This is a genomic window from Phyllobacterium sp. P5_D12 (genome assembly GCF_054049495.1).
This window is the reverse complement of record NZ_JBFUMG010000009.1, coordinates 1-13,853: the sequence shown is the minus strand read 5'-3', so window position 1 is coordinate 13,853 and position 13,853 is coordinate 1. Positions and strand designations below refer to the sequence as shown.

Here is a 13,853-nt window from a genome sequence, read left to right as displayed (position 1 = left end):
TTTTGCTCATGATAGATGCTTCCTTGAAGACGTTGGCGTGGCCGTGCGTGATCTGTCGTGACGCGCCAGCACCACAGCCGCGATGGCGCAGGTGAAAAGCACGATCGCGCCGAATCCGAATGCGATCTGATAACCGCCATTGTCAAACAGCAGACCGCCGGAGGCTGCGCCGGCTGTGATGGCGAGTTGCACGACAGCAACCATCAGGCCTCCTCCCGCTTCTGCATCGTCCGGCAGCGCTTCGCTCAACCAGCTCCACCAGCCGACTGGCGCGGCGGTGCCGATCAGGCCCCAAAGTGCCAGCAACCCGGCAGTGGTACCTAACGACGATCCGTATACGACCAGGCCAATCGCGAGCGCCGCCATCATCACAGGCATGGCGATCAACGCTTGGTAGAGGCGCGTATGCAGGAGAGAGCCGATAAGGAAGGTTCCGAGCAAACCGGAGACGCCCATTGCCAACAACAGGAGCGATAAGCCGGAAACGTTGACGAGTGTCACGGTTTCCAGGAATGGCCGCAGGTAGGTGAAGAGCGCGAATTGGCCCATGAAGAAAAGTGCGACGGCCGCCATGCCGATCGGCACGCCTGGTCGGCGTAGGACTTGAAATGCCGCCAGCGGGTTCGCACGCGTCCGGCTGGGCATGGACGGCAACGTTGCAAGGAGCCACACAAAGGTGATTGCAGCGAGCGGCACCACGCTGAAGAAGGCGCCGCGCCAACCGATATACTGTCCAAGGAAACTGCCGAGCGGCGCAGCAATCGTTGCTGCCAGTGCATTGCCGCCGTTGAGGATCGCGAGGCCACGGGGCACGTCTGCAGCCGGCACGAGGCGCATGACTGTCGCCGCTGACATCGACCAGAAGCCGCCGATTACGACGCCGACAAAAGCACGCCCCGCCATCAGGACCGCATAGTTGGGCGCGAACGCGGTCACAACGCCCGAAATGAGCATCAAAGCTGTGAGCCACAACAACAATTGTCGCCGGTCAAGCTTCGACGTGAATGCAGCGACGAAGAGGCTGGTGGCGACAGCGAATATACCGGAGATCGCGATGGCCTGCCCCGCCTGACCTTCGGTCAGATACAGGTCGGAGGCGATTGGCGTCAGCAAGCTGACGGGCATGAATTCCGAAGCGATGAGCGTCGCAACGCACAAGCTAAGGGCGAGGACAGCGCTCCATGACGCCGAGTCTGGGGCGCTTTCGGTAGTCGCTACCGCGGTTGCGTGGGTCATTTCATGCCTCTGTAGTCGAACAACACGCCAGGCAAGCGGAGGGCCCGCGAGGCGTATCGTCCGGTTGTATGTTCGTTAAGAGCTCAGGTTTCCCCGGAAGAAGGCGGTCAGCTTGTCGAACGGGATCAGGTTGACACGGTCATAGAGATCGACGTGACCGGCACCCGGGATGATCACGAGCTCCTTCGGTTCAGAAGCACGCTCGTAGGCGTTTTCGCTGAACTCGATCGAGTGAGCCTGCTCGCCGGCGATGAACAGCAACGGACGCGGCGAGATCGTCTCGATCTGGGCGAACGGATAGAAGTTCATGAAAGCGGCGTTGCTGCTCAGGGTCGGATGCGTGGTCTGGAGCGGCGTCTGTCCTTTCGGCGTGAACTCCCCGCGCGGCGTGCGATAAAAATCATAGAACTCACGCTCGATCGCATTGGAGTCTGCCTTCAGTTCATCAACCGTGCCGCCGGTCAGTTTGATTTCGGCGCCCTGGTACTCTGCGAGGCGCTGCTGTGCGGCGACCTTCAGCATTTCCTTTCGCTGTTCGACCGACACGCCCTTCCGAAGGCCGTCGCGATTGGCGGCACCCATGTCATACATGCTGACGGTGGCGATCGCTTTCATGCGCGGATCGATCTGCGCTGCGCTGTGGGCGAAGCTGCCGCTCCCGCAAATGCCGAGCACGCCGATATTGTCCTTGTTGACAAAGGGCTGCGTGCTCAGGAAGTCGACGGCTGCGCTGAAATCATCCGCATAGATTTCGGGAGCGACGGTATTGCGCGGTTGGCCCTCGCTCTCGCCCCAGAAGGAGAGATCGAACGACAGCGTAACAAAGCCCTGCTCTGCCAGCTTGGTCGCATAGAGGTTGGCGCTCTGCTCCTTCGTGGCGCCCATCGGGTGGCCTACGACGATCGCCGGAGTCTGGGCGCTCCTGTCGAGGCCCTGGGGCGTGAACAGATTGCCGACGACCTTCATGCCGAACTTATTCTCGAAGGTGATCTTTTCGACGACCACGCGGTCGCTCCTGTAAAAGTTGTCAGCGCCGTTGGACAGGTCCTGGGCGAGCGCGGGGGAAGTGCCGATCGCTAAGCCGGATACCGATCCGAGCATAAGTGCGAGCCCCAAAGCCAATTCCTTCATGTTCGTTCCTTTCCTTATTCGAACAAGTCATTGGAGAGGCTGATGGCCGCCTTGGAGTAAGTCTCAGTCGGGACCAGCGCTCTTCACACCTCAAAACTTAAGGGATGCAAACTCATACGATAAGGCGCTATATAGATCATAGGCTTATAATCAGGAGTTATGAATGATGCGAGAGAACGTCAGCGATCTGATGGCCTTCATCGCTGTCGCACAGGAAGGCAGTTTCACACGGGCGGCAGTCCGGCTGGGCGTCTCCCAACCGGCCCTCAGCAAGACAATCAGGACGCTGGAAGAGCGGCTTGGCTTGCGTCTGCTCAGTCGCACCACCCGAAGTGTGGCGCCCACAGAAGCTGGAGAGCGTCTGCTTCGGAGCATCGAGCCGCATTTCGCGGGTATCGAAGGCAGCCTGTCCGCGCTGACCGAGCTAAGGGACAAGCCGTCCGGCATCGTTCGGATCACGGCAACGCAACATGCGGCGGATACGGTGATGTGGCCGCGCTTGTCCAAGGTCATGCTTAACTATCCCGACATCACGGTCGAGTTGGTCTCTGACGAGGGCTTAGCAAACATTGTGAGCGAGCGTTTCGATGCCGGTGTTCGCGTCGGCGAGTACGTCGAGAAGGACATGATTGCCGTTCGGATCGGTCCCGCGATGCGCCAGGCCATTGTTGCATCTCCGGGTTATTTCAAAGAGCGGCCAGCGCCCAAGCATCCTGAAGAGCTAACCGGCCACCGCTGCATCAACTTGCGCCGTGTAACGCGCGGTGGATATTTCCCATGGGAGTTCGAAAAGCGCGGACGCGAAATCAACGTCCGTGTCGAGGGCCAACTGGCGGTGAGCAGTCTTGAGCTTGCAAGGCGCGCTGCTCTGGATGGTTTGGGCGTGGCATATCTGCCCGATGATATGGTGCAGGATGACCTGACAAAGAAACGGCTGGTGCGAGTGCTGGAGGATTGGTGCGAACCGTTCCCAGGCTATCACCTGTACTATCCGAGCAGCAGGCAGCACGCTCCCGCCTTCGTAGTCGTGCTTGAGGCACTTCGCTTCCGCGGCTGAAAATTGCGAGTACCCGCGTGGGGCCAACTCACGACGATGCTTGCACTGACCTGACGGACCGCCTTTGAGGATACCGGTCCCGAAGCTGCTTGTCCGCTATCGGCCCCTTCAATACTTGCGCCCATGCGTTCTCCTAACGGCCAATGTTGGCCGAAGGAGAATTGAAATGGGTATCGCACAATACGATCCTACCGCCCTGGGCCGTCCGGCGTGGAACGTCGGCCGAAAGGTCGGTGTCAAGAAGCCGCTGAAACAGCGCCAGATTTGGACGATCCGCTTCTTCCTTGATAGGGAGGGGCGCACGAGAGATCGTGCGTTGTTTGACCTCGCAATCGACAGCAAACTGCGGGGCTGCGATCTCGTGAAAATGAAAATCGGGAGTCTCGTGACAGGAACGCAAATTCGAACTCGAGCCATCGTCGTCCAGCAAAAGACCGGCCGTCCGGTTCAGTTCGAAATCACGGCGGAGGTGAGGGCAAGTTTGCTTGCATGGCTTGAACGGCGAGGTGGAACAATCGACGACTACGCTTTTCCCAGTCGAGTCGACCACACCGATCATCTGAGTACTCGCCAGTATGCCCGATTGGTCGATGAATGGGTGACCGCAATTGGGCTGCGGCGCGAAGATTACGGCACGCACTCGCTTCGGCGCACGAAGGCCGCAATGATTTACAAGGCGACAGGCAATCTTCGCGCGATCCAAATCCTGTTGGGGCACACCAAGATCGAAAATACGGTCAAGTATCTTGGCGTGGACATTGAGGATGCGCTGGAACTAGCTGAGCACACTGAAATCTGAGCGCGTGCAGCCTCGCAAAGTGGGGCTGCACGTGTTGACGAAACTTTCTCAATTCCAAAGATTGCGATCAAGCGGCTTTGAGCCCTCAAGCTTGACCTTTGCAGGCTCMCCAGCGAGTTCTGAAAGCTGACGTTGCTGCAGACTGGCGCAGTTGAGCAGTATCCTGGCATCCTTGGGAGGTCGACTTGAGGTTGGCGCCGGCCTCTGTCAGGGCTTCACGAACCGATATGCGAAGCGATCGGTCTCGCCCTTGATCAAGGGATCGAAGACCTTGATCGCGTGTGGATCGTTCCTGTTCTCGAGCAGGGTGCTTTCCRCATCCAGTACGAAGCCGGCAGCCTCCACCTCCTCGCGCACGGAGGCAGGGTCGATGCGATGCAATGACTGGGCATCACCTGTGCCGGCTCCGGCGGCGGCGGCGTGATCGACGATGACGTAGAACCCACCGGGCTTCAGCCGCTCGTAGACAGCTCGATTGAAGTTGGCCGCCGTCGCGCCCCTGGCCTGCATCAGCGCGGTGTGGAGATCGTGGTAGAACAGGTGCAGCCACAGGACATCCGCTGGCTGCGTGATCTCCGGCATTGCCACGAGGTCCGCTGAGACGGCTTCGACGTTTTCCCGGCCTGGCTCTTGCGCGAGCGTTCGCATGAGGCCGACCGGATCGTTCTTGAAGTGCGCGACTTCGGCCGGCACGAAGCTGGTGACTCGACCTTCGGGTCCAACGATGTCGGAGAACAGGCGCGTCCAGTCGCCGTCGCCTGGATAAACGTCGATGACGGTGGCACCCGCATCAATGCGTGCAAACCGGATCAACTCGGATAGTTTGGATTGGTCGTACATCGGAATCTCCTTTACGGTTGGGTATTCGACGAGCGCGGCACGCGAGACGGCGATCCGCTCATTCACCTTCGGCGAAAGCCGATGGTTGCAGAAGGCCTGCGCTATACGGGCCCGGACGCGTCCATCTGCGCGGCGCGTGCTAACGCTTGCGTGTCGATGTATTCCTGGATGCTGGTCAGTCTGCCGTCCCGGACCGTGATGGCGAAGATCCAGTCGTCCTCGAACGGCTTGTTCGTGGCTTTGACCTTCCCGCTGGCGAAGCCCACGACGAGAACCCGGTCTCCTTGTGCGACAAACTCCCGGGGTTCCGTGGAGGTTTCCATCGACCTGGATGCCGTATCCAGCAAATCTGCTAGTCCCGCGTGCCCCCGGTAGGTGCCGGCCAGCGGCCAGTCCTCGCCCGGAATGATCCACTTGATGTCTTCGGCAACCAGCGCCAACAGAGCCTCTCTGTCGCCGCGGCCTATCGCGGCGAAGAAGTCCTTCACGGTCTGGATGTTTTTTTCAATACTCATGGGAATATCTCCATTTCGCTGTGATCGGATCGCGCTCGATCCGATCCGTACATGGCCTCGTTTTATCCGTCGAACTTGACCAGATCCTTGAAGATCAGATGACCCCAGCTCTTTCCGCGCGCCTGGACCAGCAGCCCGCCTTCCGACAGCCCGCCAAGCTTGATCGGCGCGAAGCCCAGATTTTCCGCGAGCGTACCAATCTCCGCCGCAGCGTCGTCATCGTCGCTCGCCAGGAACACGACTCTCCTGCTGCCCTGCACGGCCGGATCTTGGCCAAGGGTGGCAGCGAGCAGATGGTTGAAGCCCTTGACCAGCCTTGCGCCAGAAAAAGCCTGCGCGACGGCCTGGGAAGACGGCTGTCCTCCCAGTTGCTCAGGGGGCACACCGTAGGCATTGGTCACATCGACGATGGTCTTCCCCTGCCAGGTGGCGAGCGCCTTTGCGACATCTGGATGCGACTCGAAACGGACCGCCAAGAAGATGATGTCCGCCTTGACGGCTTCCGCTAGGGTTTTAGCAATGACCTTCGGCCCGATCGCGGCCGCTTCAGCCGCAAAGCTTTCCGGGTCCCGCGTGGTTGCAACAGATACTTCGATGCCCTTGCGGGAAAAGGCCTTGGCCAGAGCTTGGCCGATATTGCCGAAGCCGATGATTGAGTAGCTCATACTGCTTCTCCGATCCTGTGTTAAGGTTGGGTCAGACCTGCGCCCAACCACCATCGACGGCGAGATCTATACCGGTGATGTAGGAGCTTTCATCGGAAGCGAGGAACGTAAGCGCAGCCGCGATTTCCTCTGGCTTGCCCCTGCGACCCATTGGGATCTGTGCAGCAAACTGGGCGACCGCCTCCTCGGCTTGCTCAGCGGTGAGGCCGGTCGTTGTCGCCAAGGCGGGAGTCTCGATCGCGCCGGGGCTCATCGTATTGACGCGGATATCGCGGTCCTTCAGCTCCTGGGTCCAAGACCGCGAGAAGCTGCGAACAGCCGCCTTGCTTGCTGCGTAGGCGCTAAACGCTGGCAGCCCCATCACGTTCGAGACCGAAGAGTTCAGAATGATCGATCCGCCGTCTTTGAAGATGGGAAGGGCCTTCTGCACCGTAAAGAACAGGCCCTTCACGTTCACATCGAAGGTTTGGTCAAAATGGGCCTCAGTAGCTGCCGCGAGCGGCGCGACTGTACCTGCGCCCGCGTTTGCGAAGAGAATGTCGATGTGACCATGTTTCTCCTTCACGGTGGCGTAGAGCCGGTCCAGATCTTCCAAGCGCGAGACGTCACCCACGACTGTTGTCACGTTTTTCCCGATAAGCGCCGCGGCCTCTTGTAAGGCTTTCTCGCGTCGCCCAATGATCACGACCTGCGCACCTTCTTCCACGAAACGCTTGGCTGTGGCCAAGCCGATCCCGCTGCTTCCGCCCGTGATGACTGCGATTTTACCTTCGAGTGCTTTCATAATTTTTTGTCCTACGTTGTGTGTGAGTTAGGCACGGAGCCGCGCCGGGGTCAGAGTTGAGCCAGGCCGCCGTCGACGGCGACTTCGCTGGCGGTCATGAAGCTGCTGTCGTCCGACGCGAGGAAGGCGGCGGCGGCCGCGATCTCCGCCGGAGCGGCCATGCGCCGGAGCGGGGTCATCGCGCCGTAGGCCTTTTGGCCCTCCTCTCCGAGCGCTTCCTTCGCGAGTTCGGTCGCCGTCGCGCCGGGCGACAACACGTTGACCCGGATACCGGTACCCTTCAGATCCTCCGCCCAGGTCCGTGCGAGATTGCGCACGGCTGCCTTGCTGGCGCTGTAGGCAGTGAATGCCGGGGCACCGGTGGTCCCGGCGCTTGATCCCGTCAGGATGATCGAACCGCCCGGGCCCATCAGTGGTAGCGCCTTCTGGACCGTGAAGATCGTGCCCTTCACGTTGGTGTCGAAAGTGTCGTCGATGTGCTTGGCGGTGATCTGGCCGAGAGGAAGCGGACTTCCGGCCCCGGCATTGGCGAAAACGATGTCGAGGCTTCCGCGCTCTGCTTTCACCGCCGCGTAGAGCCGATCAAGATCGGCCTCATCCGAGACCGAGCCCTTCACCGCGCGGGCGTTAGGTCCAAGCTCGGCCACAGCCGCATCGAGTGCTTGCTGCCGACGGCCGTAGATGAAGACGAAGGCACCCTCCTCGATGAAGCGCCTTGCAGCGGCGAGGCCGATACCGGTGGCGCCGCCCGTGATCACGGCTGTCTTTCCATTCAATCTGGTCATGTCATGCATTCCTTGTGTCGCGTCTCGGGTCATCGATTGCGGAGACATCCTCCGACAGCCTCGATATGGGGTCGGCGGCGCCAGGCGGTGAGTGCGCAATCGCGCGCATCCGTGGTGCGAAAACGATCCACTTACGTGATCGAACGCAGCGACGGTCATGCGCAATCCGGCCCAGTAGGGTAGACTGGTCTTTGGAAGCCGCCCCATGCGGCGCGGGAATGGACCATGATCGACTGGGATGACGTTCGCTACTTTCTTGCCGCCGCACGTGGCGGCTCAGTGCGGGCTGCCGCCAAGAGCCTGGGAGTCAACCACTCGACCGTGCTGCGACGCGTTGCGCAGCTCGAGGAGCACCTCGGGACGCAGATGTTCGAAAAGCTGCCTTCGGGCTACCGCCTGACGGCCGCGGGCGAGGAGGTTCTCGAGTTCGCGAACCAGATGGAAGCCTCGTCGCACCAACTGGAGACGCGCGTCTTCGGGCGCGATCAGAGCGTACGCGGGCTTCTACGGGTGACGCTGCCCCCGTTCCTTGCGACACACCTGCTCATGCCGGATATCGCAGATTTTGCGCGTCTGCATCCGGACATCGAGATGGAGATCGTATCGACCGGCGAGGTCGCGAATCTGACCAATCGGGAGGCGGATGTGGCAATCCGGATGGTCTCCGATCGCAAGACCCTGCCGCTCAATCTTCATGGCCTGAAAGGTCCGGATCTGCTCGCGGGTGTTTATATGTCCCGCGATAGACTGGCCGCGTGGCGTGCGGGTGCGCCGGATCCAATCCGGCCCATCGTCATCGGCGGTCAGGCTGTTCCGAACTGGGTCGACCAAGGGGAGTTTCGCGCCACAGGGGTTCCGTTCAGGACGCCGGACGCCGACGCGCAGATCGCTGCGGCAAGGCAAGGGATCGGCATGACCAAACTGCCCTGTTTCGTCGGAGATGCCGATCACTTGCTGGCGAGAGTTCCGGGCATCGATCTGAAATCACCTGCGACGATCTGGCCTCTCACGCAGGGGGAGACACGCAAGACGAAGCGCGTGCGGCTTTTCACAGAGTTCATATCCCACCGACTCGCCGCGTACGCTCCGCTCCTCGCCGGGCGGTCCATATCGCGTGGCTAACGTCCCATGCCAAACGCCAAAAATGGGCTAGGGAAATTGCTGTTGGAGATTGGCATTCCCAAGGGGGACAGGCCGCGGAGTGGCCGCTCTCCGTGAAATCGAAACGCATAGTGGACGGTCCGCTCCCGGCCCCAAAGCGGCCGTCTGTACTGCGAATGCACTGCGATATTTACGTATTGTCCATCGGCGCTTCGCACTAAGCGCTTGGCTTACTACGTCAATTCATGTTGCATCCATGTCGCATGGATTCGCCGTGTCCCCAAGAAAATCGTTGGAAATCAATGGTAGCCAGTTGCAACATGGTGCAACATGAAAACGGAAGAGCGGGTGTGCCAACTCTTGAATAACATGTTGATTTTTATTCGGAAAAGTTTGGCTGGGGAACCTGGATTCGAACCAGGACTAACGGAGTCAGAGTTTTACCTTACGGTATTTTTCGTTGCGTTGCTCCAAGAGCCAAAATACGGCAATTCTTTAAATGGTGGGTAGGAGGGTAGTTCCAGAAACTTTGAAGTTATAAGTTGTTGATCTAGAAAAACAATTTATAGGAAATGGCGGAGAGGGCGGAAGCTGGCCTCCAGAACATTCCTTCTGGGGGAATAGCGGTCCGGCCGCAGCGCGTTTCCGATATATCTGCGCCACGGGATTAAGTCCTACCTGTAGCCACTGGGTGGCCGCTGACGTGACTGAAGGCCTTCAACCAGCGCCATTAACGACACCAGCACCGCCAGCGACCGAACCAGCGCATCAGCGCTTGTCAAATGGATTGGTGCGGAAGATCGAGAAATCGCGCGTAGAGATGGTTGCTGATCGGCTTCTGGCTCGCCGTCATTGTTTTGAGGAGCCTGTAGCGCGTTTCCCTTTGCGCTACACGACAAGATTATGGAACTGATAGCGAGGCTGCGATGATAGTGCTGAGGCAAGTGATATCGAAGGCAAAACCCCACTCACGTTGAAGGAGGCTTGCGAGCTCTTCTTTCGCGGGAAGGTGGGCCCGAAAACACTTCGAGCCGAACACCAGCGCGGCCGACTCGCAATCATGCGGATAGGCAAGGCCAATTTCGTCACGGCGAACGGTATGAGGGAGATGATGTTGAAATGCCAAGGAAGCCCCAGCCCCCAAGACTCTATCTCAACCCCAGCGAGCTCGTCTGGATCATCCGAGACGGCTCGTACGTTAAGCGCACAGGCTGCGGCGAAGCAGATCGCGAGGGAGCTGAGCAGGCCTTCCACGCCTACCTCGGCGAGAAATTCAAGCCAGCCGTCCGCGAGCATAGTCCAGCTAAACTCTCCGTCGCGGAAGTCCTGACGGCATACGGTCGCGAGCACGCACCAAACACGAAAGGCGATAGTCCCTTGACGATCGGGTACAACATTCAAGCTCTGATGACGTGGTGGGGATCTCGCACACTCGCCACCGTCAAGGGTGAGACGTGTCGCGCCTATGCCAAGTTTCGGCGTAAAGACGTGAAGGACAACACGATTCGCAAGGAACTGAGTGTTCTGTCGTCTGCGATCAAGCATTGGCACCGCGAGCATGGTCCGCTGGATGCGGTGCCGATCGTCACCCTACCTGAGAAGGGTCCGGGCCGAGAGCGCTTCCTGACCCGTCAAGAAGCTGCTTATCTCGTCGCAGGCGCATTGGGCTTCTATCGCGTACTGCATTCGGACGTTCGCACTCGCAAAGTTACTGTGACGTGGCACCGGAACAAGTGGGAAATCAATCGTCACGCTGCCCGGTTCATCCTGCTCGCGCTATACACCGGCACACGTCATGGCGCTGTGCTTGGCATTCAGTGGATGGCGAACACGCAAAGCGGCTGGGTGGACCTTGACGCGGGTGTCATGCGCCGCCTGGGCGATGGTAAGATCGAGACGAAAAAGAAACAGMCTAAGACGCGGCTTGGCTCGCGTATCCTGCGCCACCTGAAGCGTTGGAAGCGCATCGACGATGATGCGCGCTATGAGCTCTTGCGCAAAACCAACGAGCCGGTTCACGCCTTCCTGCACGTCGTGGCGTACAACGGTCAGCCGATGAAGAAGATGCGCCGTTCATGGGATACGGCGTGCGAGCTGGCCTGGCTGGGCAACGAGGTAACACCTCACGTTTTGCGTCACACCCGCGCAACGTGGATGATGCAGCAGGGAATTGATCGTTGGGAGGCTGCGGGTTCTCTCGGTATGTCGGTCAAAACGCTTGAAGATGTTTATGGTCATCACCATCCGGACTGGCAGAAGAAAGCAGCCGAGGTATGAGGCAAGTGAACAAACCCCGTACAGTTTTCTATCGGATCTGTACGGTTTCTGTGCAACCCCCAGCGAGAAAGGAGTTAAGTCTTTGAAAAGATGGTGGGCGTGACAGGGATTGAACCTGTGACCCCTACGATGTCAACGTAGTGCTCTCCCGCTGAGCTACACGCCCATCTGACGGGCGCATACACCATATTGAATTGGCTCCGTCAATAGCTGTAGGGAGAACTTATCAGGCTTTCTTCACAAGAAGGAACGAATGCCGCCCCTATCAGGCTGCGACAAGCATTTTCTCGATTTCATTGACAAGATCGCGCARGTGGAAGGGCTTGGAAAGCACCTTTGCATCTTTCGGAGCCTTCGAATCGGCATTGAGTGCTACAGCAGCAAAGCCGGTAATGAACATGATCTTCAGGTCGGGATCGATTTCCGAAGCGCGGCGCGCCAACTCGATACCGTCCATTTCCGGCATGACGATATCGGTTAGAAGCAGTGAAAACGGCTCTTCCCGCAATCGATCATAGGCGCTGGCGCCATTGTCAAAATGCGTGACGTGATATCCCGCTTTCTCYAGCGCCTTGACCAGAAAGCGCCGCATATCATTGTCATCTTCCGCAAGAAGGATTCTCTTCATCAGTCCGTCCGAATTGGTTAGCACCCGATCATCCCCAGATCAGCGTCCATCACGATTCAAGAAACGCTTTTTTGGTAAAGATCGCGTGAATGATTTGCTAGAAATAAGCGTGAACGCTGCAAAAGTCGAGGTGCCGTTTCGCGGGAAAAGCAGCCCAACAGGAGTAACTTGCATACGTCAGAAAGTTGGTCATGGTGGACCGTTGGTCAATTCCATCTGAAGGAAACTTGATCTAGAGTGGTACCATAAACAATAATGAACCTTCGAAGTGAGCGATGACGGCCGAGCGTGATTTTCCTGACAGCCTGCCTTACGAATTGCGGCAACCGTCCGATCAACGCATCCCGTTCGTTTTCAACTCACCTCATAGCGGACGATATTATCCGGCCGCCTTCCTGCAGCAATCGCAACTCGACCCGCACACGATCCGGCGTTCGGAGGATTGCTTTGTCGATCAGCTGTTTGCCTCAGCGGTTATGATCGGCGCACCCTTGGTGGTGGCGCATTTCCCACGGGCCTATCTCGATGTGAATCGCGAGCCTTACGAGCTCGATGCTAAAATGTTTTTTGAACCGCTGCCCTCGTACGCCAATGGGCATTCTGCCCGGGTTGCGGGTGGTCTGGGCACAGTTCCGCGGCTTGTCGGCGAGGGGCAGGAAATTTATGCGCATAAGCTCCACATCGAAGAAGCGCTGAGCCGCATCGAAACGATCTACAGGCCATATCACGCACTCCTCGGAGATATTCTCGTCAAAACGCGCGAACGTTTTGGCTATGGCGTTCTTGTCGATTGCCATTCAATGCCGACAGGCATTCGTTTTCCTGAAAGCGGCATGCGCCCGGATTTCATTATCGGCGACCGGTTTGGCACGAGTTGTGCGCCAGAGCTTGCAAACGCAGCGATCCAGCTGCTTCGGGAGATGGGCTATTTGGTCGCCCACAACAAACCCTACGCGGGCGGCTATATCACCGAGCACTACGGGCGGCCACTCAAGCAGTTTCATGCCCTGCAGATCGAGGTCAATCGCGGTCTTTACCTCAACGAACACAGTTACGAAAAAAAGGCAGGCTTCGATCAGCTGCAGCGGGATATTGCACTTTTTCTACGGGATCTCGTGTCGCTACCGGATTTCTACTTCCTGGACACGCCCCTTGCTGCCGAATAGCACTTCACCAGCACCAGAATCTTAAGCAAAAAAAGACCGCGCATAAGCGCGGCCCAAGTCTAGGGAGGAAACGCCCAAGGAGGGCATAGACAGGTCGCCCTGTCCATGTATCAATCTATGCTGCGCCGCACAAATGTCAAGTGTTTTGTATGTTTTTTTGGGCACCACAATTAGTTGCCTAAAAAAAATGCAATAAATTGGCCGACACGGCAGGAAAATGAGGATATTTTAATCGTGAGGAGCTATTTTGGTCATTGAACTTTCCTTTTTGAAGCAAATCGCTGGTGTCGCAGCGGAGCAGACCTTGCCGCGATTCCGCACGATTTCGCTCATCGACAATAAATATCAGACAGGTTTTGACCCTGTTACAGAGGCGGACCGAGAGGCTGAAAAGGCGATTCGCAAACTGATCAATGCAAGTTTTCCCGATCACGGCATTCTCGGCGAAGAGTTTGGCGGCGAGAACCTCGATCACTCGCACGTCTGGGTGATCGATCCGATCGATGGTACCCGCGCGTTCATTTCCGGTATTCCCGTATGGGGAACATTGGCCGGTCTTACCATCGACGGGGATGCAGTGGCGGGGCTCATGGCCCAACCGTTTACCAATGAGCTGTTCATGTGTGACGGTGACGCTTCATGGTATGAGGGTCCGGGCGGTAGCCGCCGCCTCGAAACGCGGAAAACCGCCGAACTTTCCGGGGCGACACTGTTTACCACCACGCCGGCGATGTTCAAGGATGAGAAGCGTGCCGCCTATGATCGTGTCGAACAAAGCGTGCGGCTCGCGCGCTACGGCACGGATTGCTATGCCTATGCGATGCTCGCCGCCGGGTTCGTCGATCTCGTTGTCGAAACCGGCCTGCATC

Annotated in this window: 14 protein-coding genes and 1 tRNA gene; 6 read left to right on the top strand and 9 right to left on the bottom strand. The window is 58.3% G+C overall.

Annotated features, from left to right (window positions below; translation table 11 throughout):
- Window positions 1-6: 6 nt before the first annotated feature.
- Both ACXJ5O_RS01585 and ACXJ5O_RS01580 read right to left on the bottom strand, forming a co-directional pair.
- Entirely contained in the window at window positions 7-1,236 is a 1,230-nt protein-coding gene (locus ACXJ5O_RS01585; protein WP_457298343.1) for an MFS transporter, read from the bottom strand.
- A gap of 75 nt (window positions 1,237-1,311) precedes the next feature.
- Entirely contained in the window at window positions 1,312-2,367 is a 1,056-nt protein-coding gene (locus tag ACXJ5O_RS01580) for an alpha/beta hydrolase (RefSeq protein WP_457298342.1), read from the bottom strand.
- Between the two features lie 163 nt (window positions 2,368-2,530).
- Here ACXJ5O_RS01580 and ACXJ5O_RS01575 point away from each other — a divergent pair, with 163 nt between their 5' ends.
- Together ACXJ5O_RS01575 and ACXJ5O_RS01570 are read left to right on the top strand one after the other, a co-directional pair.
- Window positions 2,531-3,424, top strand: coding sequence for a LysR substrate-binding domain-containing protein (locus ACXJ5O_RS01575; protein WP_174207570.1), 894 nt, complete (start codon window positions 2,531-2,533; stop codon window positions 3,422-3,424).
- A gap of 166 nt (window positions 3,425-3,590) precedes the next feature.
- Window positions 3,591-4,223: a tyrosine-type recombinase/integrase gene (locus tag ACXJ5O_RS01570; protein ID WP_174207569.1), complete on the top strand. Its 633-nt coding sequence runs from the start codon at window positions 3,591-3,593 to the stop codon at window positions 4,221-4,223.
- Window positions 4,224-4,430: 207 nt separating this feature from the next.
- On the opposite strand, the gene ACXJ5O_RS01565 is transcribed toward ACXJ5O_RS01570, so the two are convergent.
- From ACXJ5O_RS01565 to ACXJ5O_RS01545, 5 genes are all read right to left on the bottom strand, one after another.
- A complete protein-coding gene (locus ACXJ5O_RS01565) occupies window positions 4,431-5,063 on the bottom strand; it encodes a class I SAM-dependent methyltransferase (protein ID WP_457298341.1) in 633 nt (210 codons plus the stop codon).
- Window positions 5,064-5,164: 101 nt separating this feature from the next.
- A complete protein-coding gene (locus ACXJ5O_RS01560) occupies window positions 5,165-5,578 on the bottom strand; it encodes a nuclear transport factor 2 family protein (protein WP_174207567.1) in 414 nt (137 codons plus the stop codon).
- 62 nt (window positions 5,579-5,640) lie between these two features.
- Window positions 5,641-6,297: an NADPH-dependent F420 reductase gene (locus ACXJ5O_RS01555; protein ID WP_271899144.1), complete on the bottom strand. Its 657-nt coding sequence runs from the start codon at window positions 6,295-6,297 to the stop codon at window positions 5,641-5,643.
- Window positions 6,275-7,027, bottom strand: coding sequence for an SDR family NAD(P)-dependent oxidoreductase (locus ACXJ5O_RS01550; protein ID WP_457298340.1), 753 nt, complete (start codon window positions 7,025-7,027; stop codon window positions 6,275-6,277). The genes ACXJ5O_RS01555 and ACXJ5O_RS01550 overlap by 23 nt, the downstream gene beginning before the upstream one ends.
- A gap of 50 nt (window positions 7,028-7,077) precedes the next feature.
- Complete coding sequence (locus ACXJ5O_RS01545) at window positions 7,078-7,812, bottom strand: SDR family NAD(P)-dependent oxidoreductase (RefSeq protein ID WP_174207564.1); 735 nt, start codon at window positions 7,810-7,812, stop codon at window positions 7,078-7,080.
- 225 nt (window positions 7,813-8,037) lie between these two features.
- Here ACXJ5O_RS01545 and ACXJ5O_RS01540 point away from each other — a divergent pair, with 225 nt between their 5' ends.
- Window positions 8,038-8,934 (top strand): LysR family transcriptional regulator, encoded by an 897-nt coding sequence (locus tag ACXJ5O_RS01540; protein WP_457298339.1) that lies wholly within the window; start codon window positions 8,038-8,040, stop codon window positions 8,932-8,934.
- Between the two features lie 1,098 nt (window positions 8,935-10,032).
- Complete coding sequence (locus ACXJ5O_RS01535) at window positions 10,033-11,190, top strand: tyrosine-type recombinase/integrase (protein WP_457298338.1); 1,158 nt, start codon at window positions 10,033-10,035, stop codon at window positions 11,188-11,190.
- A gap of 91 nt (window positions 11,191-11,281) precedes the next feature.
- On the opposite strand, the gene ACXJ5O_RS01530 is transcribed toward ACXJ5O_RS01535, so the two are convergent.
- A tRNA-Val gene (locus ACXJ5O_RS01530) sits at window positions 11,282-11,356 on the bottom strand.
- 99 nt (window positions 11,357-11,455) lie between these two features.
- Window positions 11,456-11,818, bottom strand: coding sequence for a cell cycle two-component system response regulator CpdR (cpdR, locus tag ACXJ5O_RS01525; protein ID WP_008124673.1), 363 nt, complete (start codon window positions 11,816-11,818; stop codon window positions 11,456-11,458).
- Between the two features lie 275 nt (window positions 11,819-12,093).
- Between cpdR and ACXJ5O_RS01520 the strand changes: the two genes are divergently transcribed.
- Window positions 12,094-12,984 (top strand): N-formylglutamate amidohydrolase, encoded by an 891-nt coding sequence (locus tag ACXJ5O_RS01520; RefSeq protein ID WP_457298337.1) that lies wholly within the window; start codon window positions 12,094-12,096, stop codon window positions 12,982-12,984.
- A 247-nt stretch (window positions 12,985-13,231) separates the two neighbouring features.
- Window positions 13,232-13,853 (top strand): inositol monophosphatase family protein (locus ACXJ5O_RS01515; RefSeq protein ID WP_457298336.1); only part of this gene is annotated, 622 nt, incomplete at its 3' end.